Annotated in this window: 14 protein-coding genes, 9 tRNA genes, 6 rRNA genes and 1 other annotated feature; all 29 genes read right to left on the bottom strand. The window is 46.0% G+C overall.

Annotated features, from left to right (window positions below; genetic code table 11):
- Window position 1: 1 nt before the first annotated feature.
- The 29 genes from rlmB to MHI23_RS00495 all read right to left on the bottom strand — a co-directional run bounded on the left by rlmB (window position 2) and on the right by MHI23_RS00495 (window position 26,258).
- A complete protein-coding gene (rlmB, locus tag MHI23_RS00635; RefSeq protein WP_024425588.1) occupies window positions 2–751 on the bottom strand; it encodes a 23S rRNA (guanosine(2251)-2'-O)-methyltransferase RlmB in 750 nt (249 codons plus the stop codon).
- On the bottom strand, window positions 735–1,166 hold the full coding sequence (locus MHI23_RS00630; protein WP_024425587.1) for a Mini-ribonuclease 3: 432 nt from the start codon (window positions 1,164–1,166) through the stop codon (window positions 735–737). Before MHI23_RS00630 ends, rlmB begins: the two co-directional genes overlap by 17 nt.
- Before the next feature lie 3 nt (window positions 1,167–1,169).
- Complete coding sequence (gene cysS / locus MHI23_RS00625; protein WP_044333797.1) at window positions 1,170–2,570, bottom strand: cysteine--tRNA ligase; 1,401 nt, start codon at window positions 2,568–2,570, stop codon at window positions 1,170–1,172.
- On the bottom strand, window positions 2,567–3,220 hold the full coding sequence (cysE, locus tag MHI23_RS00620) for a serine O-acetyltransferase (protein WP_024425585.1): 654 nt from the start codon (window positions 3,218–3,220) through the stop codon (window positions 2,567–2,569). Before cysE ends, cysS begins: the two co-directional genes overlap by 4 nt.
- Before the next feature lie 82 nt (window positions 3,221–3,302).
- Window positions 3,303–3,533: a binding site (T-box leader), on the bottom strand.
- Window positions 3,533–4,984 carry a glutamate--tRNA ligase gene (gltX, locus tag MHI23_RS00615; RefSeq protein ID WP_034621521.1) on the bottom strand — a complete coding sequence of 484 codons (1,452 nt, stop codon included), beginning with the start codon at window positions 4,982–4,984 and terminating at the stop codon, window positions 3,533–3,535. Its footprint overlaps the feature before it by 1 nt.
- 94 nt (window positions 4,985–5,078) lie before the next feature.
- Window positions 5,079–5,555 carry a 2-C-methyl-D-erythritol 2,4-cyclodiphosphate synthase gene (gene ispF, locus MHI23_RS00610; protein WP_003216928.1) on the bottom strand — a complete coding sequence of 159 codons (477 nt, stop codon included), beginning with the start codon at window positions 5,553–5,555 and terminating at the stop codon, window positions 5,079–5,081.
- 3 nt (window positions 5,556–5,558) lie between these two features.
- Window positions 5,559–6,248 carry a 2-C-methyl-D-erythritol 4-phosphate cytidylyltransferase gene (ispD, locus tag MHI23_RS00605; protein WP_024425583.1) on the bottom strand — a complete coding sequence of 230 codons (690 nt, stop codon included), beginning with the start codon at window positions 6,246–6,248 and terminating at the stop codon, window positions 5,559–5,561.
- Window positions 6,249–6,261: 13 nt separating this feature from the next.
- Window positions 6,262–7,362: a PIN/TRAM domain-containing protein gene (locus tag MHI23_RS00600; protein ID WP_024425582.1), complete on the bottom strand. Its 1,101-nt coding sequence runs from the start codon at window positions 7,360–7,362 to the stop codon at window positions 6,262–6,264.
- 153 nt (window positions 7,363–7,515) lie between these two features.
- Window positions 7,516–8,595 carry a DNA integrity scanning diadenylate cyclase DisA gene (gene disA / locus MHI23_RS00595; protein ID WP_024425581.1) on the bottom strand — a complete coding sequence of 360 codons (1,080 nt, stop codon included), beginning with the start codon at window positions 8,593–8,595 and terminating at the stop codon, window positions 7,516–7,518.
- A gap of 2 nt (window positions 8,596–8,597) precedes the next feature.
- Entirely contained in the window at window positions 8,598–9,977 is a 1,380-nt protein-coding gene (radA, locus tag MHI23_RS00590; protein WP_024425580.1) for a DNA repair protein RadA, read from the bottom strand.
- Window positions 9,978–10,070: 93 nt separating this feature from the next.
- Complete coding sequence (clpC, locus tag MHI23_RS00585) at window positions 10,071–12,506, bottom strand: ATP-dependent protease ATP-binding subunit ClpC (RefSeq protein ID WP_048240170.1); 2,436 nt, start codon at window positions 12,504–12,506, stop codon at window positions 10,071–10,073.
- Entirely contained in the window at window positions 12,503–13,594 is a 1,092-nt protein-coding gene (locus MHI23_RS00580; protein ID WP_024425579.1) for a protein arginine kinase, read from the bottom strand. Before MHI23_RS00580 ends, clpC begins: the two co-directional genes overlap by 4 nt.
- Window positions 13,595–13,598: 4 nt before the next feature.
- Window positions 13,599–14,156: a UvrB/UvrC motif-containing protein gene (locus tag MHI23_RS00575; protein ID WP_024425862.1), complete on the bottom strand. Its 558-nt coding sequence runs from the start codon at window positions 14,154–14,156 to the stop codon at window positions 13,599–13,601.
- A gap of 14 nt (window positions 14,157–14,170) precedes the next feature.
- A complete protein-coding gene (locus tag MHI23_RS00570; protein ID WP_003217184.1) occupies window positions 14,171–14,635 on the bottom strand; it encodes a CtsR family transcriptional regulator in 465 nt (154 codons plus the stop codon).
- A 177-nt stretch (window positions 14,636–14,812) separates the two neighbouring features.
- A 5S ribosomal RNA gene (gene rrf / locus MHI23_RS00565) occupies window positions 14,813–14,928 on the bottom strand.
- A gap of 61 nt (window positions 14,929–14,989) precedes the next feature.
- Window positions 14,990–17,920, bottom strand: a 23S ribosomal RNA gene (locus MHI23_RS00560).
- Between the two features lie 182 nt (window positions 17,921–18,102).
- Window positions 18,103–19,651: ribosomal RNA gene (locus MHI23_RS00555) — 16S ribosomal RNA — on the bottom strand.
- Between the two features lie 125 nt (window positions 19,652–19,776).
- Window positions 19,777–19,852: transfer RNA gene (locus tag MHI23_RS00550), tRNA-Ala, on the bottom strand.
- 8 nt (window positions 19,853–19,860) lie between these two features.
- Window positions 19,861–19,937 (bottom strand) — tRNA-Pro (locus MHI23_RS00545).
- Window positions 19,938–19,944: 7 nt separating this feature from the next.
- A tRNA-Arg gene (locus MHI23_RS00540) sits at window positions 19,945–20,021 on the bottom strand.
- A 10-nt stretch (window positions 20,022–20,031) separates the two neighbouring features.
- Window positions 20,032–20,117, bottom strand: a tRNA-Leu gene (locus tag MHI23_RS00535).
- Between the two features lie 12 nt (window positions 20,118–20,129).
- Window positions 20,130–20,201 (bottom strand) — tRNA-Gly (locus tag MHI23_RS00530).
- A 30-nt stretch (window positions 20,202–20,231) separates the two neighbouring features.
- Window positions 20,232–20,314: transfer RNA gene (locus tag MHI23_RS00525), tRNA-Leu, on the bottom strand.
- Window positions 20,315–20,322: 8 nt separating this feature from the next.
- Window positions 20,323–20,398, bottom strand: a tRNA-Lys gene (locus MHI23_RS00520).
- A gap of 37 nt (window positions 20,399–20,435) precedes the next feature.
- Window positions 20,436–20,511: transfer RNA gene (locus MHI23_RS00515), tRNA-Thr, on the bottom strand.
- 33 nt (window positions 20,512–20,544) lie between these two features.
- Window positions 20,545–20,620, bottom strand: a tRNA-Val gene (locus MHI23_RS00510).
- A 799-nt stretch (window positions 20,621–21,419) separates the two neighbouring features.
- Window positions 21,420–21,535: ribosomal RNA gene (gene rrf / locus MHI23_RS00505) — 5S ribosomal RNA — on the bottom strand.
- A 61-nt stretch (window positions 21,536–21,596) separates the two neighbouring features.
- A 23S ribosomal RNA gene (locus tag MHI23_RS00500) occupies window positions 21,597–24,527 on the bottom strand.
- 182 nt (window positions 24,528–24,709) lie between these two features.
- A 16S ribosomal RNA gene (locus MHI23_RS00495) occupies window positions 24,710–26,258 on the bottom strand.
- Together the 16S, 23S and 5S rRNA genes with 9 tRNA genes alongside form the textbook arrangement of a ribosomal RNA operon.
- Window positions 26,259–26,436 lie beyond the last annotated feature (178 nt).

The following is a 26,436-nucleotide window of genomic DNA, read 5'->3' as shown; positions in this document are numbered from 1 at the left end:
TCTATTCTCCTAACGGATAACGTTTTCGATACACTTCATACATCAATAGACCAGCCGCAACTGATGCGTTTAACGAAGTAACCTTCCCGGCCATAGGCAGTTTAATCAGAAAATCACACTTTTCTTTAATCAATCGGCCAATTCCTTTTCCTTCACTGCCAATCACAAGAGCCAGCGGCATTGTGCCATCAAATTGTCTGTAATCCTGTTTAGCAGACGCATCTGTTCCCGCAACCCAGATTCCTCTTTCTTTCATTTCATCAAGGGCTCTTGAAAGATTGGTCACTTTTGCAACAGGAATATGCTCAATTGCTCCAGTGGATGCCTTAGCAACTGTTGTTGTTAGACCGACCGCTCTCCTTTTCGGAATGACAATCCCATGTGCACCTACAGCATCGGCCGTACGCATAATAGATCCTAAATTATGCGGGTCTTCAATTTCATCTAAAATCAGAAAGAAAGGCTGTTCATTCCGCTTTTCAGCGATTTGATACAGATCGTCCAATTCTGCATATTCATATGCTGCTACTTGTGCAACGATTCCCTGGTGCTGACCTGTAACCATTTGATCAAGCTTTTTCCTCGGAACATACTGAATGGTGATATTTTGCTTTTTAGCGAGTTCAATGACCTGCTGGGCTTGTCCTTTTACAGTGTTTTCTGCCATCCAGAGCTTGTATAACTCCCGATCTGACTTCAGTGTCTCAATCACTGCATTTTTCCCAATGACATAATCATGTTGCTGACTCATTTGTCTTCCTCCCTGACGTTCCGATTTCAATCGCCTGACCAATCAGCTCTTCTAAGCGTTCGTCCTGCTTTTCGATAAATAAATAACCCATAAGCGCTTCAAACGCTGTACTATAACGATACGTTTGAACGTCTGTGTTTTTAGGCACTGTGCCTGATTTTGCGTTTCTTCCTCTTTTCAGCACCGCTTCTTCTGCTTCAGTGAAAAAGCCTTGCTGCTGAAGCGTAAATAAAATAGCAGCCTGTGATTTAGCTGAAACAATTTTGCTTGCTCGTTTGTGCAGCTCATTTGGCTTTGTCGCCCCCGTTTGGAGGAGGTGATGCCTCACATATACTTCAAAAATGGCATCACCCATATAAGCCAGCGCAAGTCCGTTCAGCTGTTTACCGTCTTTCAGCTTTTCAAAATTCAACATTGCCTATTCTCCTCTTTTCCAGCGAGTACCTTGAGGAGTGTCCTCCAACACAATATTCATGTTCTTTAATTGATCACGAATTTGATCAGATAGGGCAAAGTCACGATTTCTTCTAGCTTCATTGCGTTTTTCAATTAACGCTTCTACCTCTTCGTCAAGCGTGTGCTTTTCTTCTAATGAGAAGCCGAGAACAGACGTAATTTCTTGGAACAAGCCGATAAATGCCTTGATCACTTCCTCCGAAGTATGATCATTTTCCATATAATAATTCGCCTGTTTCGCTAATTCGAATAAAACAGAGATCGCATTTGCCGTATTGAAGTCATCATTCATTTCAGAAACAAATGTCGCACGCTGCTCTTCAATTTTTTCCAGCCATTCCGCATTGTCTTCCGTAATATTCGTGCTGCTCTCAAGACGGTGATGTAAATTCGCATACGATGTCTTGAGTCGGTTAAACGCACTCTTTGTACTTTCTAATAAATCCATTGAGTAGTTAATTGGGTGGCGATAGTGAACCGACAACATAAAGAAGCGGAGCACATCAGGATCTTGTTCTTTCACAATGTCATGCACGAGCACAAAGTTGCCAAGTGATTTTGACATTTTTTCATTATCGATATTAATATACCCGTTATGCATCCAATACTTCGCAAAAGGCTTCCCTGTCAAAGCCTCAGATTGGGCAATTTCATTCTCATGGTGAGGGAATGTTAAATCCTGTCCGCCAGCATGAATGTCGATCGTATCACCTAAATATTTTTTGACCATTGCCGAGCATTCGATGTGCCAGCCTGGGCGTCCTTTGCCCCACGGGCTATCCCAAGAGATTTCCTGATCCTTTGCAGCCTTCCAAAGAGCAAAGTCCAGCGCATCTCGTTTCTTTTCACCTACACGAATACGAGCACCTGTCTTCAATTCATCAATTGATTGGTGAGAAAGCTTTCCATAACCTTCAAATGAGCGTGTGCTGTAATACACGTCACCATCTGCTTCATAGGCGTAGCCTTTTTCAATCAATGTCGCAATAAACGCAATGATATCATCCATGTTTTCCGTCACTCGCGGGTGAAGGTCTGCTTTTTTGCAGCCGAGCGCACTGACGTCTTCGAAGTAGGCTTGGATAAAACGATCAGCAATTGTCGGCACATCTTCTCCGAGTTCATTGGCTGCCTTGATGAGTTTATCATCCACATCTGTAAAGTTTGATACAAAGTTCACATCGTAACCGCTGTATTCTAAATACTTACGTACAGTGTCATAAACAATAGCAGGTCTAGCATTTCCGATATGAATGTAGTTATAAACGGTTGGTCCGCACACATACATCTTGACCTTTCCTGGCTCAAGCGGGACAAATTCTTCCTTCTTACGTGTCAATGTATTATAAATATTGATTGTCATGATTGTTCTTCCTTTCTGCTCAATGAAGCCAGCTCACCTTTTAGCTTTTCCATTTCTCGTTCCAATTCTTTAAAACGATCGGAAACTGGATCTGGCAAATCTTGATGGTTGAGATCACGATTGATTTTCTTTCCATTTTGAACGACCACTCGCCCAGGTATACCTACAACAGTGGAATGGTCTGGGACGTCTTTTAACACGACCGACCCTGCACCAATCTTGGACCCTTTTCCAACCGTGATAGAACCAAGCACCTTGGCACCTGTCGCAATGAGGGCATCATCTAAAATGGTCGGATGCCGCTTTCCCTTTTCTTTCCCTGTTCCCCCTAATGTCACGCCTTGGAAAACAGTGACGTTGTCTCCAATTTCACATGTTTCCCCGATCACGACGCCCATGCCGTGATCAATGAAGAACCGCCTGCCAATGGTTGCCGCCGGATGAATTTCCACCCCTGTGAAAAAGCGGCTGACCTGAGAAATGATCCGCGCAATAAAATACAGCTTCCGCTTATAAAATGCGTGCGCAATACGGTGAGCCCAAATCGCATGAAGCCCTGAATAGGTTAGCACTACTTCAATATAGCTTCTAGCAGCAGGATCTTGATCAAACACAGTATCAATATCTTCTTTCAGCATTTTGAAAAACACATGCTCCCCCCGTTCTTCCCCATGAATCTCTCTTAGGACTTGCTCTCTTTTTTTGGACAAATAAAAAACGCCTCTGCCAAATGACAGAGACGTTTTGAAAACGCGGTTCCACTCTGTTTAGAAAGCTACTTATCTTTCAGCCTTCTCAACTTAATCCCATAACGGAGGGTACCGCCCTTGCATACTAACGTACGTGTTCCTCAAGGGTCTTGAGGGTGCATTTCCAATGTCTGCCCATAAGTCTCTTTCAGCCGGTGGAGACTCTTTCTGTGATGGACGAGTACATTGTACTTCTCCCTCGCAACGATTTCCTTATATTTGTTTAATGCGGTTTAATACCGTTTCTTTACCTAGTAATTCAATACTTTGCGGAAGTTCTGGGCCATGCGTTTGTCCTGTGACAGCCACACGAATCGGCATGAATAGTTTCTTGCCTTTATGCCCTGTTTCTTTTTGTACCGCTTTAATGGCAGCCTTGATTTCATCAGGTGTGAAAGACTCAAGCTGTTCAAGCTGACCTGCAAAAGATGCCATCACTTCTGGTACTTGCTCCTCTGCTAGAACTTCCTTTGCCTCTTGATTATACTCAATTTGCTCCTTAAAGAACAACTCTGTTAACTCAACAATTTCTGCTCCGTAGCTTAATTGTTCGTGATACAGAGAAATAAGCTTGCGTACCCACGTGTTTTCTTCTTCAGTCAGCTGCTCACTTACCTTGCCTGCTTTTTGAAGATGCGGAAGTGTTAGTGCCACAACCTGATCAAGATCAAGTGCTTTCACGTATTGGTTGTTCACCCATTTTAGTTTATGCATATCGAATAGAGCTGGTGACTTAGAAAGTCGGTTTACATCGAAAATGTCGATGAATTGCTCTTTTGTAAACAGTTCTTCTTCGCCTACTGGAGACCATCCAAGTAATGCAATGAAGTTAAACAGGGCTTCAGGTAAATAGCCTAAATTCTTATATTGCTCGATGAATTGAATAATTGATTCATCACGTTTACTTAATTTCTTGCGGTTCTCGTTCACAATCAACGTCATATGTCCGAATAGCGGAACCTCCCAGCCAAATGCATGAAAAATCATGATTTGTTTAGGGGTATTTGAAATATGATCTTCTCCGCGAAGAACGTGAGTCATTTTCATCAAATGATCATCCACGGCTACGGCAAAGTTATAAGTTGGCGTGCCATCTTTTTTCACAATAACAAAGTCACCAATGCCGTCTGTTTCAAATGAAATTTCACCTTTGACCATGTCGTCAAATTTGATGATTTCTCCTTTTGGTACTCGGAAGCGGATGCTTGGCTCTCTTCCTTCAGCAATCAGTTTGTCCTCTTCTTCTTTTGATAAATGACTGCATTTACCAGAATATCGAGGCATTTCACTGCGGGCGATTTGTGCTTCACGCTCGGCCTCTAGCTCTTCAGCCGTACAATAGCACTTATAAGCCAAGTCCTTCTCTAACAGTTCGTCATAATATTTTTTGTAAATATCATTACGCTCTGATTGTCTGTAAGGACCGTAACCGCCATCTTTATCAATGCTCTCATCCCAATCAATACCGAGCCATTGCAGGTGGCGAAGCTGGCTTTCCTCCCCGCCTTCTACATTACGCTTTTGGTCCGTATCCTCGATTCGAATAATAAATTTGCCGCCTTGGCTGCGTGCGAACAAATAGTTGAAAAGAGCCGTTCTAGCATTCCCAATATGTAAATGACCAGTTGGACTCGGTGCATAACGAACACGCACTTCATTTCCCATGAGTTTAACTTCCTTTCATCTGCATCATGTTGTCTGACACCAATTTTTTATAAACGTATTTTATCATCAAAACCTATTCTCATCAAAATGGATTTTACTTTTTCTGAAGAAGCACTGTTGCCTGAGAGGCAATTCCTTCTCCTCTTCCTGTAAATCCGAGTTTCTCTGTCGTTGTTGCTTTGACATTCACCTGTGTGACATCTGCCTCAAGCGCTTCTGCAATTTTCTCACACATTGGTTGAATGTAAGGTGCCATTTTTGGCTTTTGCGCCATGATGGTGCAGTCAATATTCACAAGTGTGTAGCCCTTTTCTTTCACAAGTGCCCACACATGCTGCAATAATTTAAAAGAATCTGCATCCTTAAACTCAGGATCTGTGTCTGGGAAATGTCTGCCGATATCTCCTTCAGCAATCGCACCAAGGCATGCATCTGCCACTGTGTGAAGCAGGACGTCAGCATCTGAATGCCCTAGCAGTCCCTTTTCATAAGGGATGGTGACCCCGCCGATAATTAGAGGTCTTCCCTCTGTTAATTGATGTACATCAAAACCTTGTCCTATTCTCAACATGATCTAGTACCCTCTTTCCGCATCCATAATTGCCTTGGCAACCAATAAATCATCCGGTGTTGTCAGCTTAATATTGGTATAGTCTCCTTGGACAATATACACATTCTCACCTTGTAATTGTTCAACAAGACTGGCGTCGTCTGTTCCAAGGAAGCCTGTCCGCTCCGCATATTCATGCGCCTCTTTTAAAATAGAATGACGAAAAGCTTGTGGGGTCTGGACTGCCCACAAGCTCTGACGTTCAATGGTTTGTTCCACTTTGCCTTCTTGAACGCGTTTGATTGTGTCTTTCACTGGTACCGCTACAACTGCGGAGCCTTTTTCAATCGCCGCTTTAACGAGCAAGTCAATCTGTGTATGCTTAATAAAAGGCCTTGCCCCATCATGAACAAGCACGATGTCCGCATCTTTCACAGCCTTTAATCCTTCGTATACACTTTGCTGACGTTCTTCACCGCCAGTGACAAGTGAAACAGGCGTTTGAAAAGCGTGTACCTTGAGTAGCCTTTCAAAGTCTTGACGCTCCTCTTCATTGATCGCTAGGATCATTCGTTTGCATTGCGCATGAGCGTCAAACACCTTTAGTGTATGAATGATGACCGGCATTCTTTTCAGCTCAATAAAAAGCTTATTGCGGCCGGCCTTCATTCGTTTCCCCTGCCCCGCAGCCGGAATAACTACTTCATAATACATGTTCGTTCTCCCTTTAGAGCGCCTTCTCCAGAAGTTTTGGCTTCGCAAAAATCATTCTTCCAGCAGCAGTCTGCAGCACACTTGTGACGAGCACGTCAATGTCTTTTCCAATGTAATTGCGTCCTTCCTCGACCACAATCATCGTCCCGTCATCTAAGTAAGCAACACCTTGGTTATGCTCTTTCCCATCTTTGATGACCTGTACCTTCATTTCTTCCCCAGGCAGTACAACCGGTTTAACGGCATTGGCTAGATCATTGATGTTTAACACTGCTACTTTTTGAAGTTCGCATACTTTATTTAAATTAAAATCATTGGTCACAACAACACCTGAAGTTAATTTCGCCAGCTTCACAAGCTTGCTATCAACCTCTTGAATGTCTTCGAAGTCACCTTCGTAAATTTCAACTTTGATATCCAATTCTTTTTGAATACGATTTAAAATATCAAGACCTCTTCGGCCTCTATTTCTCTTTAATACATCTGAAGAGTCTGCAATATGCTGTAATTCCTCGAGTACAAATTGAGGAATTACCATGACACCTTCTAAGAATCCAGTTTGGCAAATATCTGCGATTCTTCCATCAATGATAACACTTGTGTCTAAAATTTTCAGCTTTTTATCTTCTATTTCAGGTTCATCATCAGCTGCTCCTTTTTTCTTTGTGACCTTTGCAGATCGGGAGAACAGCCCTATCATTTCATCCTTCTTCTTAAAGCCTACCTGAAACCCAAGGTATCCTAAAAAGAAAGCCAGGAAAATCGGAATAATGGTACCAAAAATATGATATGGGATATTGTTTAGCGGGATCACGTTTACAATAAGATATGCTAGAATAAGTCCAAATACTAATCCGAAACTTCCAGATATAAGATCAGGAAGAGGCGCCTTCAATAGAGAATCCTCGATCCATTTCACCCAATTTACCACATAACCTGTGCACCATTTACCAATGATGAAGAACACAACGGCTCCTATTAGTGCTGAAGAGTAAGCATTTGTTATGAAAGGTATGTCCTTTACATTTAAAAGCAGAAATAACTCTGGAATGATAAAAATCCCCACAACTGCACCCAAAATGATAAAAAACGCCTGAACGATTCTTTTTAACATACCTTCACCTCCTTTATTTTTCATCTGTCAATCCACCTTCATCTGACATTGATATATGTTTAAGTTTCCTATCATGAGCAACAGAAAACAAAACCATCATTAATATACCCATATTCATCCATTTTTAACCGTAGTAGAGGAAAATTTCTCTTCTTAAAGCTGACGGTCGATATAATGTTTTTCTTGTAACCTTTTTAATCCTTTTTTTATCTTTTTCGCTCTTACTTCTCCAATTCCTTCTACTTCATCCAATTCTTGTACATCTGCTTCCATAATTCGATCTAGCACACCGAATGCTTCAACCACATTTTCGACGATTGGCATTGGCAGTCTAGGGATTTTATGGAGCAATCTGTATCCTCTTGTGTACACATATTCGTCAATATTTGTAGAAGCGGGATATCCAAGTAACTTGTACAGAATGGAATCATCTAAAAGCTCAAAGCTCGACATATCTTGAAGTTGTTTAAGCAGCACATACGGATCTTTAATCTTTTCTTTCACGTAATCTTTAATAAATAAAGCCGCTTCCTGCTCCATATCTGTAATCAATTCATTGACCTGCAGACGGATCAAGTGTCCCTCTGTTCCAAGCTCTTTGATATACATATTGATTTCATTTTTGATTCTGAGTACCATTTCGTAGCGGTGCAGCACGGATAATACATCCCCAAAGGTCACAAGCTCTTCGAATTCTAGGGCGCTTAACGCAGAAATGGCGTGATCTAAAATCGTTTTATATTTCTCAAGTGTTTGAATGGCTTGATTAGCCTTTGTTAAAATAAAGCCAATATCTTTCAGCGTATAACGACGATTCCCTTGGTATAAGGTAATGACGTTCCTCCGTTCAGAAATAGCAATAATTAAGCAGCCTGTCTGCTTTGCTACACGTTCAGCCGTCCGGTGCCTCATGCCTGTTTCCGATGAATGAATGGTTGCATCTGGCATCAGCTGTGTATTCGCATACAAGATTTTTTGACCAGAATCGCTAAGAATAATGGCTCCATCCATCTTCGCCAATTCATATAAATGTGCTGGGGAGAAGGCTGAATTAATGTGAAATCCTCCATCTACCACACTCTTTACTTTGTCATTATAACCAACAACAATGAGCCCGCCAGTATTGGCTCTCAGGACGTTTTCAATCCCTGCCCGCAGAGGTGTTCCTGGTGCCACAAACTGTACAATATCTAAGAGATCGAGTTCTCTCGCTCCTTTTTTCTCTTTTTCCATTTCTATGATCCCCCTAGTGAAATTCGAAGTGCCTCCGCTACATTTTCTACACCAACTAACTCAATCCCTCTCGGCTTTTTCCATCCGTCTATATTCGCCTGAGGAATAAACATTCGCTTAAATCCTAGTTTTGCAGCTTCCTGCACTCGCTGTTCAATTCTTGATACTCTTCTGACTTCTCCCGTCAGACCGACCTCTCCTATAAAGCAATCCGCTTGATGCGGCGCTGCATCTTTAAAGCTTGATGCAATACTGACGGCAATAGCTAAGTCAATCGCCGGTTCGTCAAGCTTCACACCGCCTGCGACCTTTAAATACGCATCTTGGTTTTGCAGCAGCAGCCCCACGCGTTTTTCTAAAACTGCCATGAGCAGCGATACTCGATTATGATCAAGGCCAGTGGCCATTCTTCGCGGATTCCCAAAGCTTGTCGGGGAAATTAATGCCTGTATCTCGACAAGTACGGGTCTTGTTCCTTCCATTGAGGCAACAACACACGAACCAGATACACCTGCCGACCGCTCTTCTAAAAAGATTTCTGATGGGTTTAATACTTCCGTGAGCCCTTCCTCTCTCATTTCAAAAATTCCCAATTCATTCGTTGAACCAAATCGGTTTTTGACCGCCCGTAAAATACGAAACGTATGATGACGCTCGCCTTCAAAATAAAGAACTGTGTCCACCATATGCTCTAAAAGGCGTGGGCCTGCGATCGAGCCTTCTTTGGTCACGTGACCAACGATAAAAATAGGAATACCATTTGTTTTGGCAATCTTCATCAGCTGCGCTGTACATTCTCTAACTTGAGATACAGAGCCGGGAGCTGAAGTAATATCGCTTTGATAAACGGTTTGAATCGAATCCACCACAACAAACGCAGGTTTCATCTCCTGTATAGCAGACGTTATATACTCCATATCGGTTTCAGCCAAAACATGTAAAGAGGTGCTTTCAATGCCAAGGCGGTCCGCTCTTAGCTTCGTTTGTTTAATGGACTCCTCACCAGATATGTATAACACATTCTGATTTTTGTCTGAGAGCTGTGCTGATACTTGTAATAACAATGTGGACTTCCCAATCCCAGGATCTCCGCCGATGAGAACAAGAGAACCTTTGACAATTCCACTTCCTAATACTCGGTTAAATTCTTCTAAATTTGTTTTAATTCGGGGTTCTTCGGATGTTTCAATTGCAGATATAGGTGAAGGTTTTTGAATGGTTTGAACAGAATGATTAAAAGCACTTCGACGGTTTGCCGGCTCTTTGCGAACGACCTCTTCTGTCATACTGTTCCACGTGCCGCAGCCTGGACATTTCCCCATCCATTTGGCTGACTCATAACCGCACGATTGGCATATAAATTTTGATTTTGTCTTAGCCATAGATTGAAGAATACAACTCCTTATACTGGTCAGAAAATAAGTAAAGGGAGGCATACACCTTGCTGGTATGCCTCACACTTTTTTCTTACTATATTAGTTCGTAGCAGCCGTCGCTTTTACGACAATTTCTCCATCTTCCACATCTAATACGATATGTTGACCTTTTTCAATATTCCCCTTCAGAAGCTCCTCAGAAAGTCGATCTTCTACATGCTTTTGAATCGCTCTTCTTAACGGACGCGCACCGTACTCAAGATCTACTCCTTCGTCGGCAATTTTCGCTTTTGCTGCTTCCGTCAATTCAATTGATAGGTCTTGTTCTTTTAATCGTTTTGTCAATTGATCAGACATGAGAGACACGATCTCTTTGAGATGTTTCTTCTCAAGCGAGTGGAAGACAATGATTTCATCAATACGGTTGATAAACTCAGGTCTAAACGCACGTTTCAACTCGCCCATCACTTTGCCTTTCATATCCTTGTAATTTTGACCTTCATCCTGCACGTTAAAGCCAACATATTTATTGCGCTTCAGCTCACTAGCTCCAACGTTTGAAGTCATGATCAAAATCGTATTTCTAAAGTCAACGGTACGCCCTTTAGAATCAGTCAGACGACCATCTTCTAACACTTGCAGTAAGATATTAAATACATCTGGATGAGCCTTTTCAATCTCGTCTAAAAGAACGACAGAATAAGGTTTTCTTCTCACTTTTTCAGTCAGCTGTCCACCTTCATCATAACCCACATAGCCTGGAGGTGACCCAACCAGTCTGGATGTAGAGTGTTTCTCCATGTATTCAGACATATCAATACGGATCATTGCTTCTTCATCACCGAAAATAGACTCAGCGAGTGCTCTTGCAAGCTCCGTTTTACCAACCCCTGTTGGTCCTAAGAAGATAAAGGAGCCGATTGGACGTTTTGGATCTTTCAGGCCAGCACGTGCACGTCTCACCGCTTTCGCTACAGCGACAACGGCTTCATCCTGCCCGATCACACGAGAGTGGAGCAATTGTTCCATGTTCAGAAGCTTATCTGTCTCCGTTTGAGCAATTTTCGAAACAGGTACTCCCGTCCAGCTCGAAACGACCATTGCAATATCATCTACAGATACCTCTGAATTCTCTTGTCCCTGCTTTTCTTTCCATGATTTCTTTGTCACTTCTACTTTTTCACGCAAACGCTGTTCTGTATCGCGAAGAGAAGCTGCTTTTTCAAATTCTTGACTTTGAACTGCCGCATCCTTTTCCTTGCGTACTTCATCCAGCTTTTGCTCTAATTCTTTTAGATTAGGTGGTGTCGTGAACGAACGTAAACGGACTTTCGAACCTGCCTCATCAATTAAATCAATCGCCTTATCTGGAAGGAAACGGTCAGAAATATAACGGTCAGACAGCTTCACCGCCGCCTCAATCGCTTCATCTGTAATAGACACACGGTGATGTGCTTCATACCGGTCTCTAAGTCCTCTTAAGATTTGAATACTTTCATCAACAGACGGCTGATCTACTTGAATTGGCTGGAAACGTCGTTCAAGCGCAGCGTCCTTTTCAATGTATTTACGATACTCATCTAACGTTGTCGCTCCAATACATTGAAGCTCACCACGTGCTAAGGATGGCTTCAAGATATTAGACGCATCAATCGCGCCCTCTGCTCCACCAGCACCAATGAGTGTATGAAGCTCGTCGATAAAGAGAATGATATTTCCTGCCTGGCGAATTTCGTCCATCACTTTTTTCAAACGATCCTCGAATTCACCACGATATTTCGTCCCAGCTACAACAGTTCCCATATCCAGTGTCATCACTCGTTTATCGCGCAGGATTTCAGGCACTTCGTTATGAATAATTTGCTGTGCAAGACCTTCTGCGATGGCTGTTTTACCAACACCAGGCTCACCAATCAGCACAGGGTTATTTTTTGTTCTTCTACTTAGGACCTCAATGACACGTTGAATTTCTTTGCTTCGGCCAATGACAGGGTCCAAGCTGTCCTCTTTTGCAATAGCTGTCAAATCTCTTGCCAAGCTATCTAGTGTTGGTGTATTTGCATTGCTATTAGAGCCTGCCGCAGATGCACCGGTTTCATTGCTTCCAAGCAGCTGCAGAACTTGCTGACGTGCTTTATTTAAGCTCACTCCGAGGTTATTTAAGACACGGGCAGCGACACCCTCTCCCTCACGAATAAGACCTAATAGAATATGTTCTGTCCCTACATAGGAATGACCTAGCTTTCTTGCTTCATCCATTGAAAGCTCAGTGACCTTCTTCGCTCTAGGCGTATAATGAGGAATAGCTTGAGACACCTCTTGCCCTCTTCCAATCAAGCTTTCGACTTCTTTTTGGATTTTATCTGAAACAAGGCCCAGTGCTTCTAACGCTTTGGCAGCGATGCCCTCACCTTCACGTACAAGGCCAAGTAAAATGTGCTCAGTACCTATGTTCTTATGGCCTAGGCGAATGGCTTCTTCTTGTGCAAGTGCTAATACCTTTTGAGCTCTTTCAGTGAATCTTCCAAACATCATATCGTTTCATCCTCCTGTCCATTCCTATGCATTTCTAAGCGCAGCCTTTCTCTAATAATCGCTGCTCGTTTTATATCTCGTTCATTTGGCTCTAAGGCTCCTCCTGAATATTGTTGAAGGAAGCCGGGCTGAGTCAAAATCATGAGTTCATTCAGTATATTACTTGAAAGCCCCTTAATGATACCTAAATCAATTCCAAGCCGCACATCTGACAAACACTTTGCTGTTTCTTTTGATTCAATCATACGACAATTGGCCAAAATCCCTAAGGAACGGTACACTCTGTCCTCAAGTTCAATTTTAGATGTTTGATATAAAGCTTTTCGTGCAGATCGCTCTTGTTCAATGAGCTGAGCGGTCACACTATTCAAGTCATCTACAATGTCTTCTTCTGATTGACCAAGTGTCATTTGATTTGATATTTGAAAGATGTTTCCTATTGCTTCGCTGCCCTCACCATAAATTCCTCTGACCACAAGACCTAATTGATTAATGGCCGGAATAATCCGATTCATTTGTCTTGTGAGCGCTAATGCTGGTAAATGCATCATGACCGAAGCCCTAATACCTGTACCTACATTGGTCGGACAGCTTGTTAAGTATCCTCGCTTTTCAGAAAACGCATAATCCACTTGCTCTTCAATCCAGTCATCTACCTGATTAGCCGCTTTTAGTGCATTGGCTAGCTGAAAACCTGGGAATAAGCATTGGATTCGAATATGGTCCTCTTCATTCAGCATCACACTGATTTCTTCATTTTCAGAAAGCAAACAGCCGCCAAATCTTGATTCAGCTAAATTGGGGCTAATCAAATGCTTTTCAACAAGTACCCTCTTTGCTAAAGGCTGCGTTTCATTCATTCGAATCAGAACAAAGTTTCCAATGTCCTTCACTTCCTGGCTAGCAAACTTTTGTTCGAATTGCTGGAGAACAGCTTCAGCTTCAGCTTGAGAAAACTGAGTTGGGAAACGAACATGCTCTAGATTGCGAGCTAGCCGGATACGACTGCTTAGAACAATGTCACTTTCTGGTCCTTTTTGTTTCATCCACTGACTTAGAGCGTCTTGAATAAAATGCTGGAGCGACATGTCGTTAATCTCCCTCCCTCTGCTGAGATTGCTCATGCTCTAATGCACGAATTTGATCTCGAACTTCCGCTGCCTTTTCGAACTCTTCCTGTTCAATCAGCTGCTTCAGCTCTTGCTGCATTAACTCAAGTTTCCGGCGAACATGCAGGCTGCCGGCAATTCGTTTTGGGACTTTTCCATTATGGACTGTATTTCCACTATGGACTTTCCTTAAAACAGGGTTCAGATACTGATCAAATGTACGATAGCATTCTGCACAGCCAAATCGGCCTGTTTTTCTGAACTGTTGAAAGGTTAAGCCACACTTAGGACATTGATCCACTTCTTTCGCTTCTTGAAAAATAGACGAGCCCTTGTTAGCACTTGTGGTGAAGCTAGGATCAATATTCAATAAGCCTGATAATAAGTTGTGAATCGAGAAACCTTGGTTTCCACTCATAGCATATGAATCACTGTTTTCTTTTGCACATTGTTCACATATGTGCATTTCTTGTTTTTCTCCATTTATAACTTTCGTAAAGTGAAAAGTGGCTGGTCTCTCATTACATTCTTGACAAATCAATCTTTTCACCCGCTTTACTTTAATTTCAGAGCATTTAACATCGCTTTCATCATCCGAGCACGCAGTTCATCACGTTCAGGTAAATCAATATGCAATACAGAACGGTCCATGACACTAATCATCATCTTAGCTTCTCTTTCAGATAAAATGTTATTTTCAACAAGACGCATGATGATATGATCAGATGCAGCCTGTGATAAACGATGATATATTTGGGAAATAATGTTGTTCAATAAGTCGACTTCATCATTCATTTTGACTTTAATGATGCGGATATAGCCACCGCCGCCACGCTTACTTTCAACGATATAGCCTCTCTCGCTCGTAAAGCGTGTATTGATAACATAGTTAATTTGTGAAGGTACGCATTGAAATTTATCTGCAATTTCATTGCGCTTAATTTCTAATATTTCTCGACCGTTCTGATCCAAGACTTCCTTCAAATACTGCTCGATGATATCAGAAATATTTTGTGCCACTCCGCCTCCTCCTCCATTGACTTTGACTATATTTGACTTTAATCTTACTATAAATTTTTTCGATCGATTTTTCAAGATAATCGCTCAACTAACAATATTATTTCCACATTTATATGGTATCAAACCTCTCAAAAACACAAAAAAGACCAGTTCCGACTGGAACTGATCCTTATAGAAGCTTGGCGGCGTCCTACTCTCACAGGGGGAAACCCCCAACTACCATCGGCGCTGAAGAGCTTAACTTCCGTGTTCGGTATGGGAACGGGTGTGACCTCTTCGCTATCGCCACCAAACCTGATGGAGAGAATGTTCTCTCAAAACTAGATAACAATGTTCATGCTTCACATTAGAATATAGGTTAAGTCCTCGATCTATTAGTATCTGTCAGCTCCACGTGTCACCACGCTTCCACCTCAGACCTATCAACCTGATCATCTTTCAGGGATCTTACTTCCTTGCGGAATGGGAAATCTCATCTTGAGGGGGGCTTCATGCTTAGATGCTTTCAGCACTTATCCCGTCCGCACATAGCTACCCAGCGATGCCCTTGGCAGAACAACTGGTACACCAGCGGTGCGTCCATCCCGGTCCTCTCGTACTAAGGACAGCTCCTCTCAAATTTCCTGCGCCCGCGACGGATAGGGACCGAACTGTCTCACGACGTTCTGAACCCAGCTCGCGTACCGCTTTAATGGGCGAACAGCCCAACCCTTGGGACCGACTACAGCCCCAGGATGCGATGAGCCGACATCGAGGTGCCAAACCTCCCCGTCGATGTGGACTCTTGGGGGAGATAAGCCTGTTATCCCCGGGGTAGCTTTTATCCGTTGAGCGATGGCCCTTCCATGCGGAACCACCGGATCACTAAGCCCGACTTTCGTCCCTGCTCGACTTGTAGGTCTCGCAGTCAAGCTCCCTTGTGCCTTTACACTCTGCGAATGATTTCCAACCATTCTGAGGGAACCTTTGGGCGCCTCCGTTACATTTTAGGAGGCGACCGCCCCAGTCAAACTGCCCACCTGACACTGTCTCCCTGCCCGATAAGGGCAGCGGGTTAGAAGGTCAATACAGCCAGGGTAGTATCCCACCGATGCCTCCACCGAAGCTAGCGCTCCGGTTTCCAAGGCTCCTACCTATCCTGTACAAGCTGTACCAACATTCAATATCAGGCTGCAGTAAAGCTCCACGGGGTCTTTCCGTCCTGTCGCGGGTAACCTGCATCTTCACAGGTACTATAATTTCACCGAGTCTCTCGTTGAGACAGTGCCCAGATCGTTGCGCCTTTCGTGCGGGTCGGAACTTACCCGACAAGGAATTTCGCTACCTTAGGACCGTTATAGTTACGGCCGCCGTTTACTGGGGCTTCAATTCGCACCTTCGCTTACGCTAAGCGCTCCTCTTAACCTTCCAGCACCGGGCAGGCGTCAGCCCCTATACTTCGCCTTACGGCTTCGCAGAGACCTGTGTTTTTGCTAAACAGTCGCCTGGGCCTATTCACTGCGGCTTCTCGGGGCTTTAACACCCTAAGAAGCACCCCTTCTCCCGAAGTTACGGGGTCATTTTGCCGAGTTCCTTAACGAGAGTTCTCTCGATCACCTTAGGATTCTCTCCTCGCCTACCTGTGTCGGTTTGCGGTACGGGCACCTCTCACCTCGCTAGAGGCTTTTCTTGGCAGTGTGGAATCAGGAACTTCGCTACTAAATTTCGCTCGCCATCACAGCTCAGCCTTCACGGGAAACGGATTTGCCTATTTCCCAGCCTAACTGCTTGGACGCGGATATCCAATACCGCGCTTACCCTATCCTCCTGCGTCCCCCCATTGCTCAAATGGTGAGGAGGTGGTACAGGAATATCAACCTGTTGTCCATCGCCTACGCCTTTCGGCCTCGGCTTAGGTCCCGACTAACCCTGAGCGGACGAGCCTTCCTCAGGAAACCTTAGGCATTCGGTGGACGGGATTCTCACCCGTCTTTCGCTACTCATACCGGCATTCTCACTTCTAAGCGCTCCACCAGTCCTTCCGGTCTGGCTTCACAGCCCTTAGAACGCTCTCCTACCACTGTTCGTAAGAACAGTCCGCAGCTTCGGTGATACGTTTAGCCCCGGTACATTTTCGGCGCAGAGTCACTCGACCAGTGAGCTATTACGCACTCTTTAAATGGTGGCTGCTTCTAAGCCAACATCCTGGTTGTCTAAGCAACTCCACATCCTTTTCCACTTAACGTATACTTTGGGACCTTAGCTGGCGGTCTGGGCTGTTTCCCTTTCGACTACGGATCTTATCACTCGCAGTCTGACTCCCAAGGATAAGTCATCGGCATTCGGAGTTTGACTGAATTCGGTAACCCGGTAGGGGCCCCTAGTCCAATCAGTGCTCTACCTCCGAGACTCTTACCTTGAGGCTAGCCCTAAAGCTATTTCGGAGAGAACCAGCTATCTCCAGGTTCGATTGGCATTTCACCCCTACCCACACCTCATCCCCGCACTTTTCAACGTGCGTGGGTTCGGGCCTCCATTCAGTGTTACCTGAACTTCACCCTGGACATGGGTAGATCACCTGGTTTCGGGTCTACGACCACGTACTCATGCGCCCTATTCAGACTCGCTTTCGCTGCGGCTCCGCATCTTCTGCTTAACCTTGCACGGGATCGTAACTCGCCGGTTCATTCTACAAAAGGCACGCCATCACCCGTTAACGGGCTCTGACTACTTGTAGGCACACGGTTTCAGGATCTATTTCACTCCCCTTCCGGGGTGCTTTTCACCTTTCCCTCACGGTACTGGTTCACTATCGGTCACTAGGGAGTATTTAGCCTTGGGAGATGGTCCTCCCGGATTCCGACGGAATTTCACGTGTTCCGCCGTACTCAGGATCCACTCTGGAGAGAATGACATTTCAGTTACAGGGCTGTTACCTTCTTTGGCGGGCCTTTCCAGACCTCTTCGCTTATATCATTCCTTTGTAACTCCGTATAGAGTGTCCTACAACCCCAAGAGGCAAGCCTCTTGGTTTGGGCTGTTCCCGTTTCGCTCGCCGCTACTCAGGGAATCGCATTTGCTTTCTCTTCCTCCGGGTACTTAGATGTTTCAGTTCCCCGGGTATGCCTTCTCATACTCTATGTATTCAAGTATGGATACTACTCCATTACGAGCAGTGGGTTTCCCCATTCGGAAATCTCCGGATCAAAGCTTGCTTACAGCTCCCCGAAGCATATCGGTGTTCGTCCCGTCCTTCATCGGCTCCTAGTGCCAAGGCATCCACCGTGCGCCCTTTCTAACTTAACCATTTCTTACTTTAGAAAGAATCACTATGTGTGATGAACTTTGCATTGCATTCAATGTGAATGTATTACTTATTGTTATCTAGTTTTCAAAGAACAATCCTGTCTCGCTAGAGACATGTTTTGAAGGAATGATCCTTCAAAACTAAACAAGACGAAAACGTACGCTGCTCCATATATCCTTAGAAAGGAGGTGATCCAGCCGCACCTTCCGATACGGCTACCTTGTTACGACTTCACCCCAATCATCTGCCCCACCTTCGGCGGCTGGCTCCATAAAGGTTACCTCACCGACTTCGGGTGTTGCAAACTCTCGTGGTGTGACGGGCGGTGTGTACAAGGCCCGGGAACGTATTCACCGCGGCATGCTGATCCGCGATTACTAGCGATTCCAGCTTCACGCAGTCGAGTTGCAGACTGCGATCCGAACTGAGAACAGATTTATGGGATTGGCTAAACCTTGCGGTCTTGCAGCCCTTTGTTCTGTCCATTGTAGCACGTGTGTAGCCCAGGTCATAAGGGGCATGATGATTTGACGTCATCCCCACCTTCCTCCGGTTTGTCACCGGCAGTCACCTTAGAGTGCCCAACTGAATGCTGGCAACTAAGATCAAGGGTTGCGCTCGTTGCGGGACTTAACCCAACATCTCACGACACGAGCTGACGACAACCATGCACCACCTGTCACTCTGTCCCCGAAGGGAAAGCCCTATCTCTAGGGTTGTCAGAGGATGTCAAGACCTGGTAAGGTTCTTCGCGTTGCTTCGAATTAAACCACATGCTCCACCGCTTGTGCGGGCCCCCGTCAATTCCTTTGAGTTTCAGTCTTGCGACCGTACTCCCCAGGCGGAGTGCTTAATGCGTTAGCTGCAGCACTAAGGGGCGGAAACCCCCTAACACTTAGCACTCATCGTTTACGGCGTGGACTACCAGGGTATCTAATCCTGTTCGCTCCCCACGCTTTCGCTCCTCAGCGTCAGTTACAGACCAGAGAGTCGCCTTCGCCACTGGTGTTCCTCCACATCTCTACGCATTTCACCGCTACACGTGGAATTCCACTCTCCTCTTCTGCACTCAAGTTTCCCAGTTTCCAATGACCCTCCCCGGTTGAGCCGGGGGCTTTCACATCAGACTTAAGAAACCGCCTGCGAGCCCTTTACGCCCAATAATTCCGGACAACGCTTGCCACCTACGTATTACCGCGGCTGCTGGCACGTAGTTAGCCGTGGCTTTCTGGTTAGGTACCGTCAAGGTGCGAGCAGTTACTCTCGCACTTGTTCTTCCCTAACAACAGAGCTTTACGATCCGAAAACCTTCATCACTCACGCGGCGTTGCTCCGTCAGACTTTCGTCCATTGCGGAAGATTCCCTACTGCTGCCTCCCGTAGGAGTCTGGGCCGTGTCTCAGTCCCAGTGTGGCCGATCACCCTCTCAGGTCGGCTACGCATCGTCGCCTTGGTGAGCCATTACCCCACCAACTAGCTAATGCGCCGCGGGTCCATCTGTAAGTGACAGCCGAAACCGTCTTTCATCCTTGAACCATGCGGTTCAAGGAACTATCCGGTATTAGCTCCGGTTTCCCGGAGTTATCCCAGTCTTACAGGCAGGTTACCCACGTGTTACTCACCCGTCCGCCGCTAACATCCGGGAGCAAGCTCCCTTCTGTCCGCTCGACTTGCATGTATTAGGCACGCCGCCAGCGTTCGTCCTGAGCCAGGATCAAACTCTCCGAAAAAGTACAAAACCGAAGTTTTGCTTTTCGCCAGTTTGACTGACTACCTATGAAGTATCATAGGATTTTTTTATAAAAACTCGAATTAACAGGTACGTTTTGTCTTGTTTAGTTTTCAAAGATCATATTGGTGGAGCCTAGCGGGATCGAACCGCTGACCTCCTGCGTGCAAGGCAGGCGCTCTCCCAGCTGAGCTAAGGCCCCATAAAAGATGGTCGGGAAGACAGGATTCGAACCTGCGACCCCTTGGTCCCAAACCAAGTGCTCTACCAAGCTGAGCTACTTCCCGATCTTAATGGCGCGCCCGAGAGGAGTCGAACCCCTAACCTTTTGATCCGTAGTCAAACGCTCTATCCAATTGAGCTACGGGCGCTTATTTATAATGCCGAGGGCCGGACTTGAACCGGCACGGTAGTCACCTACCGCAGGATTTTAAGTCCTGTGTGTCTGCCAATTCCACCACCCCGGCGTGGATGGTATAAGCGGAAGACGGGATTCGAACCCGCGACCCCCACCTTGGCAAGGTGGTGTTCTACCACTGAACTACTTCCGCATTACAGGATTTCTTTATTTTATTTGGCAATGCGGGTGAAGGGACTTGAACCCCCACGTCATAAAGACACTAGATCCTAAGTCTAGCGCGTCTGCCAATTCCGCCACACCCGCATGAAACATGGTGAGCCATGAAGGACTCGAACCTTCGACCCTCTGATTAAAAGTCAGATGCTCTACCAACTGAGCTAATGGCTCGCTTTAAAAGCGACTTGTCTATCTTACCATATGAAAGTGGTGCCGGCAAGAGGACTTGAACCCCCAACCTACTGATTACAAGTCAGTTGCTCTACCAGTTGAGCTACACCGGCTTTATCTATCCTAACATTATGTAAGAATAAATATGGTGGAGGATGACGGGCTCGAACCGCCGACCCTCTGCTTGTAAGGCAGATGCTCTCCCAGCTGAGCTAATCCTCCATATTGTGTCGTTTCGAAGTGTCTCTCGATCTGACAAATAGTATTATATAACGATAAGATATTGTTTGTAAAGACTTTTTTAAAATAATTTTTGAATTTATTTTAAAGCTGTTTTTTCATCTTTTCGTTAAGGCACCTAAAGAAGTTTACCACTTGTCTCATCATTTTAAAAGCCTTTTTTTCATTTTTTTATGTTTTTTTGTTAAAAAGAGTACTAATAAGGCTTTATTCCTTTGAAAACAGCTATTTCGAAGCTTTCATACCCTTGATTTTATTTCATATATCTCTGGATAAAAACATTCAAAAAAGAAATTCTGTTATTATTTTATTTTTCTGAGAAATCTTTTTTGCATAAAAAAGTGTGAAAATACTGCTGGTCTTTACTATTTTTCAACAAAATCGTTTCACATCATTTTTCTACTGCTTCAAATAATTTTAACAGGAGAAATAAAATGAGTATTGTTTCTTTCATTTCTTCTATCCTTTTAAATTGGAAATGCAACAATAGCTGACCATACCTTTCGGGATGAGGTCTTTCTATTTAGTGCCCTATACATCGCCTTTCTAGATCTATTTAGCCGAAGGTGAGGTTTTCTATGCTTTTAGTGTAGACCCTTGATAATTTGAGCTGCTGGTTCATATGATGACCGACATGTTAAATTGAAAGAGCGTAAAGTTTGATTTATTTAGCAATCAACGAGGGAACAACGTATTTTCACTTTAAGAACCTATTATATAGAAGCAAGTCATGCAAAAACACAAAAAAGACCAGTTCCGACTGGAACTGATCCTTATAAAAGCTTGGCGGCGTCCTACTCTCACAGGGGGAAACCCCCAACTACCATCGGCGCTGAAGAGCTTAACTTCCGTGTTCGGTATGGGAACGGGTGTGACCTCTTCGCTATCGCCACCAAACCTGATGGAGAGAATGTTCTCTCAAAACTAGATAACAATGTTCATGCTTCACATTAGAATATAGGTTAAGTCCTCGATCTATTAGTATCTGTCAGCTCCACGTGTCACCACGCTTCCACCTCAGACCTATCAACCTGATCATCTTTCAGGGATCTTACTTCCTTGCGGAATGGGAAATCTCATCTTGAGGGGGGCTTCATGCTTAGATGCTTTCAGCACTTATCCCGTCCGCACATAGCTACCCAGCGATGCCCTTGGCAGAACAACTGGTACACCAGCGGTGCGTCCATCCCGGTCCTCTCGTACTAAGGACAGCTCCTCTCAAATTTCCTGCGCCCGCGACGGATAGGGACCGAACTGTCTCACGACGTTCTGAACCCAGCTCGCGTACCGCTTTAATGGGCGAACAGCCCAACCCTTGGGACCGACTACAGCCCCAGGATGCGATGAGCCGACATCGAGGTGCCAAACCTCCCCGTCGATGTGGACTCTTGGGGGAGATAAGCCTGTTATCCCCGGGGTAGCTTTTATCCGTTGAGCGATGGCCCTTCCATGCGGAACCACCGGATCACTAAGCCCGACTTTCGTCCCTGCTCGACTTGTAGGTCTCGCAGTCAAGCTCCCTTGTGCCTTTACACTCTGCGAATGATTTCCAACCATTCTGAGGGAACCTTTGGGCGCCTCCGTTACATTTTAGGAGGCGACCGCCCCAGTCAAACTGCCCACCTGACACTGTCTCCCTGCCCGATAAGGGCAGCGGGTTAGAAGGTCAATACAGCCAGGGTAGTATCCCACCGATGCCTCCACCGAAGCTAGCGCTCCGGTTTCCAAGGCTCCTACCTATCCTGTACAAGCTGTACCAACATTCAATATCAGGCTGCAGTAAAGCTCCACGGGGTCTTTCCGTCCTGTCGCGGGTAACCTGCATCTTCACAGGTACTATAATTTCACCGAGTCTCTCGTTGAGACAGTGCCCAGATCGTTGCGCCTTTCGTGCGGGTCGGAACTTACCCGACAAGGAATTTCGCTACCTTAGGACCGTTATAGTTACGGCCGCCGTTTACTGGGGCTTCAATTCGCACCTTCGCTTACGCTAAGCGCTCCTCTTAACCTTCCAGCACCGGGCAGGCGTCAGCCCCTATACTTCGCCTTACGGCTTCGCAGAGACCTGTGTTTTTGCTAAACAGTCGCCTGGGCCTATTCACTGCGGCTTCTCGGGGCTTTAACACCCTAAGAAGCACCCCTTCTCCCGAAGTTACGGGGTCATTTTGCCGAGTTCCTTAACGAGAGTTCTCTCGATCACCTTAGGATTCTCTCCTCGCCTACCTGTGTCGGTTTGCGGTACGGGCACCTCTCACCTCGCTAGAGGCTTTTCTTGGCAGTGTGGAATCAGGAACTTCGCTACTAAATTTCGCTCGCCATCACAGCTCAGCCTTCACGGGAAACGGATTTGCCTATTTCCCAGCCTAACTGCTTGGACGCGGATATCCAATACCGCGCTTACCCTATCCTCCTGCGTCCCCCCATTGCTCAAATGGTGAGGAGGTGGTACAGGAATATCAACCTGTTGTCCATCGCCTACGCCTTTCGGCCTCGGCTTAGGTCCCGACTAACCCTGAGCGGACGAGCCTTCCTCAGGAAACCTTAGGCATTCGGTGGACGGGATTCTCACCCGTCTTTCGCTACTCATACCGGCATTCTCACTTCTAAGCGCTCCACCAGTCCTTCCGGTCTGGCTTCACAGCCCTTAGAACGCTCTCCTACCACTGTTCGTAAGAACAGTCCGCAGCTTCGGTGATACGTTTAGCCCCGGTACATTTTCGGCGCAGAGTCACTCGACCAGTGAGCTATTACGCACTCTTTAAATGGTGGCTGCTTCTAAGCCAACATCCTGGTTGTCTAAGCAACTCCACATCCTTTTCCACTTAACGTATACTTTGGGACCTTAGCTGGCGGTCTGGGCTGTTTCCCTTTCGACTACGGATCTTATCACTCGCAGTCTGACTCCCAAGGATAAGTCATCGGCATTCGGAGTTTGACTGAATTCGGTAACCCGGTAGGGGCCCCTAGTCCAATCAGTGCTCTACCTCCGAGACTCTTACCTTGAGGCTAGCCCTAAAGCTATTTCGGAGAGAACCAGCTATCTCCAGGTTCGATTGGCATTTCACCCCTACCCACACCTCATCCCCGCACTTTTCAACGTGCGTGGGTTCGGGCCTCCATTCAGTGTTACCTGAACTTCACCCTGGACATGGGTAGATCACCTGGTTTCGGGTCTACGACCACGTACTCATGCGCCCTATTCAGACTCGCTTTCGCTGCGGCTCCGCATCTTCTGCTTAACCTTGCACGGGATCGTAACTCGCCGGTTCATTCTACAAAAGGCACGCCATCACCCGTTAATGGGCTCTGACTACTTGTAGGCACACGGTTTCAGGATCTATTTCACTCCCCTTCCGGGGTGCTTTTCACCTTTCCCTCACGGTACTGGTTCACTATCGGTCACTAGGGAGTATTTAGCCTTGGGAGATGGTCCTCCCGGATTCCGACGGAATTTCACGTGTTCCGCCGTACTCAGGATCCACTCTGGAGAGAACGACATTTCAGTTACAGGGCTGTTACCTTCTTTGGCGGGCCTTTCCAGACCTCTTCGCTTATATCATTCCTTTGTAACTCCGTATAGAGTGTCCTACAACCCCAAGAGGCAAGCCTCTTGGTTTGGGCTGTTCCCGTTTCGCTCGCCGCTACTCAGGGAATCGCATTTGCTTTCTCTTCCTCCGGGTACTTAGATGTTTCAGTTCCCCGGGTATGCCTTCTCATACTCTATGTATTCAAGTATGGATACTACTCCATTACGAGCAGTGGGTTTCCCCATTCGGAAATCTCCGGATCAAAGCTTGCTTACAGCTCCCCGAAGCATATCGGTGTTCGTCCCGTCCTTCATCGGCTCCTAGTGCCAAGGCATCCACCGTGCGCCCTTTCTAACTTAACCATTTCTTACTTTAGAAAGAATCACTATGTGTGATGAACTTTGCATTGCATTCAATGTGAATGTATTACTTATTGTTATCTAGTTTTCAAAGAACAATCCTGTCTCGCTAGAGACATGTTTTGAAGGAATGATCCTTCAAAACTAAACAAGACGAAAACGTACGCTGCTCCATATATCCTTAGAAAGGAGGTGATCCAGCCGCACCTTCCGATACGGCTACCTTGTTACGACTTCACCCCAATCATCTGCCCCACCTTCGGCGGCTGGCTCCATAAAGGTTACCTCACCGACTTCGGGTGTTGCAAACTCTCGTGGTGTGACGGGCGGTGTGTACAAGGCCCGGGAACGTATTCACCGCGGCATGCTGATCCGCGATTACTAGCGATTCCAGCTTCACGCAGTCGAGTTGCAGACTGCGATCCGAACTGAGAACAGATTTATGGGATTGGCTAAACCTTGCGGTCTTGCAGCCCTTTGTTCTGTCCATTGTAGCACGTGTGTAGCCCAGGTCATAAGGGGCATGATGATTTGACGTCATCCCCACCTTCCTCCGGTTTGTCACCGGCAGTCACCTTAGAGTGCCCAACTGAATGCTGGCAACTAAGATCAAGGGTTGCGCTCGTTGCGGGACTTAACCCAACATCTCACGACACGAGCTGACGACAACCATGCACCACCTGTCACTCTGTCCCCGAAGGGAAAGCCCTATCTCTAGGGTTGTCAGAGGATGTCAAGACCTGGTAAGGTTCTTCGCGTTGCTTCGAATTAAACCACATGCTCCACCGCTTGTGCGGGCCCCCGTCAATTCCTTTGAGTTTCAGTCTTGCGACCGTACTCCCCAGGCGGAGTGCTTAATGCGTTAGCTGCAGCACTAAGGGGCGGAAACCCCCTAACACTTAGCACTCATCGTTTACGGCGTGGACTACCAGGGTATCTAATCCTGTTCGCTCCCCACGCTTTCGCTCCTCAGCGTCAGTTACAGACCAGAGAGTCGCCTTCGCCACTGGTGTTCCTCCACATCTCTACGCATTTCACCGCTACACGTGGAATTCCACTCTCCTCTTCTGCACTCAAGTTTCCCAGTTTCCAATGACCCTCCCCGGTTGAGCCGGGGGCTTTCACATCAGACTTAAGAAACCGCCTGCGAGCCCTTTACGCCCAATAATTCCGGACAACGCTTGCCACCTACGTATTACCGCGGCTGCTGGCACGTAGTTAGCCGTGGCTTTCTGGTTAGGTACCGTCAAGGTGCGAGCAGTTACTCTCGCACTTGTTCTTCCCTAACAACAGAGCTTTACGATCCGAAAACCTTCATCACTCACGCGGCGTTGCTCCGTCAGACTTTCGTCCATTGCGGAAGATTCCCTACTGCTGCCTCCCGTAGGAGTCTGGGCCGTGTCTCAGTCCCAGTGTGGCCGATCACCCTCTCAGGTCGGCTACGCATCGTCGCCTTGGTGAGCCATTACCCCACCAACTAGCTAATGCGCCGCGGGTCCATCTGTAAGTGACAGCCGAAACCGTCTTTCATCCTTGAACCATGCGGTTCAAGGAACTATCCGGTATTAGCTCCGGTTTCCCGGAGTTATCCCAGTCTTACAGGCAGGTTACCCACGTGTTACTCACCCGTCCGCCGCTAACATCCGGGAGCAAGCTCCCTTCTGTCCGCTCGACTTGCATGTATTAGGCACGCCGCCAGCGTTCGTCCTGAGCCAGGATCAAACTCTCCGAAAAAGTACAAAACCGAAGTTTTGCTTTTCGCCAGTTTGACTGACTACCTATGAAGTATCATAGGATTTTTTATAAAAACTCGAATTAACAGGTACGTTTTGTCTTGTTTAGTTTTCAAAGATCATGTTCGTTATCGCTCGTAAGCGACTTTAATATCTTACCATTTTGCACCGGTTAAAGT

It is taken from the genome of Bacillus sp. FSL M7-0003 (genome assembly GCF_038628485.1).
GTDB lineage: Bacteria > Bacillota > Bacilli > Bacillales > Bacillaceae > Bacillus > Bacillus safensis.
The sequence above is the reverse complement of the archived record's forward strand: the minus strand, read 5'-3'. Positions and strand labels throughout refer to the sequence as shown.

Bases quoted from the DNA above. Each gene is read 5' to 3' on its own strand.
- rlmB (WP_024425588.1), bottom strand. From the start codon at position 751: ATGAGTCAGCAACATGATTATGTCATTGGGAAAAATGCAGTGATTGAG.
- MHI23_RS00630 (WP_024425587.1), bottom strand. From the start codon at position 1,166: ATGTTGAATTTTGAAAAGCTGAAAGACGGTAAACAGCTGAACGGACTT.
- cysS (WP_044333797.1), bottom strand. From the start codon at position 2,570: ATGACAATCAATATTTATAATACATTGACACGTAAGAAGGAAGAATTT.
- gltX (WP_034621521.1), bottom strand. From the start codon at position 4,984: ATGGGAAATGAAGTGCGTGTTCGTTATGCACCGAGTCCAACTGGTCAT.
- ispF (WP_003216928.1), bottom strand. From the start codon at position 5,555: ATGTTGAGAATAGGACAAGGTTTTGATGTACATCAATTAACAGAGGGA.
- ispD (WP_024425583.1), bottom strand. From the start codon at position 6,248: ATGTATTATGAAGTAGTTATTCCGGCTGCGGGGCAGGGGAAACGAATG.
- MHI23_RS00600 (WP_024425582.1), bottom strand. From the start codon at position 7,362: ATGTTAAAAAGAATCGTTCAGGCGTTTTTTATCATTTTGGGTGCAGTT.
- disA (WP_024425581.1), bottom strand. From the start codon at position 8,595: ATGGAAAAAGAGAAAAAAGGAGCGAGAGAACTCGATCTCTTAGATATT.
- radA (WP_024425580.1), bottom strand. From the start codon at position 9,977: ATGGCTAAGACAAAATCAAAATTTATATGCCAATCGTGCGGTTATGAG.
- clpC (WP_048240170.1), bottom strand. From the start codon at position 12,506: ATGATGTTTGGAAGATTCACTGAAAGAGCTCAAAAGGTATTAGCACTT.
- MHI23_RS00580 (WP_024425579.1), bottom strand. From the start codon at position 13,594: ATGTCGCTCCAGCATTTTATTCAAGACGCTCTAAGTCAGTGGATGAAA.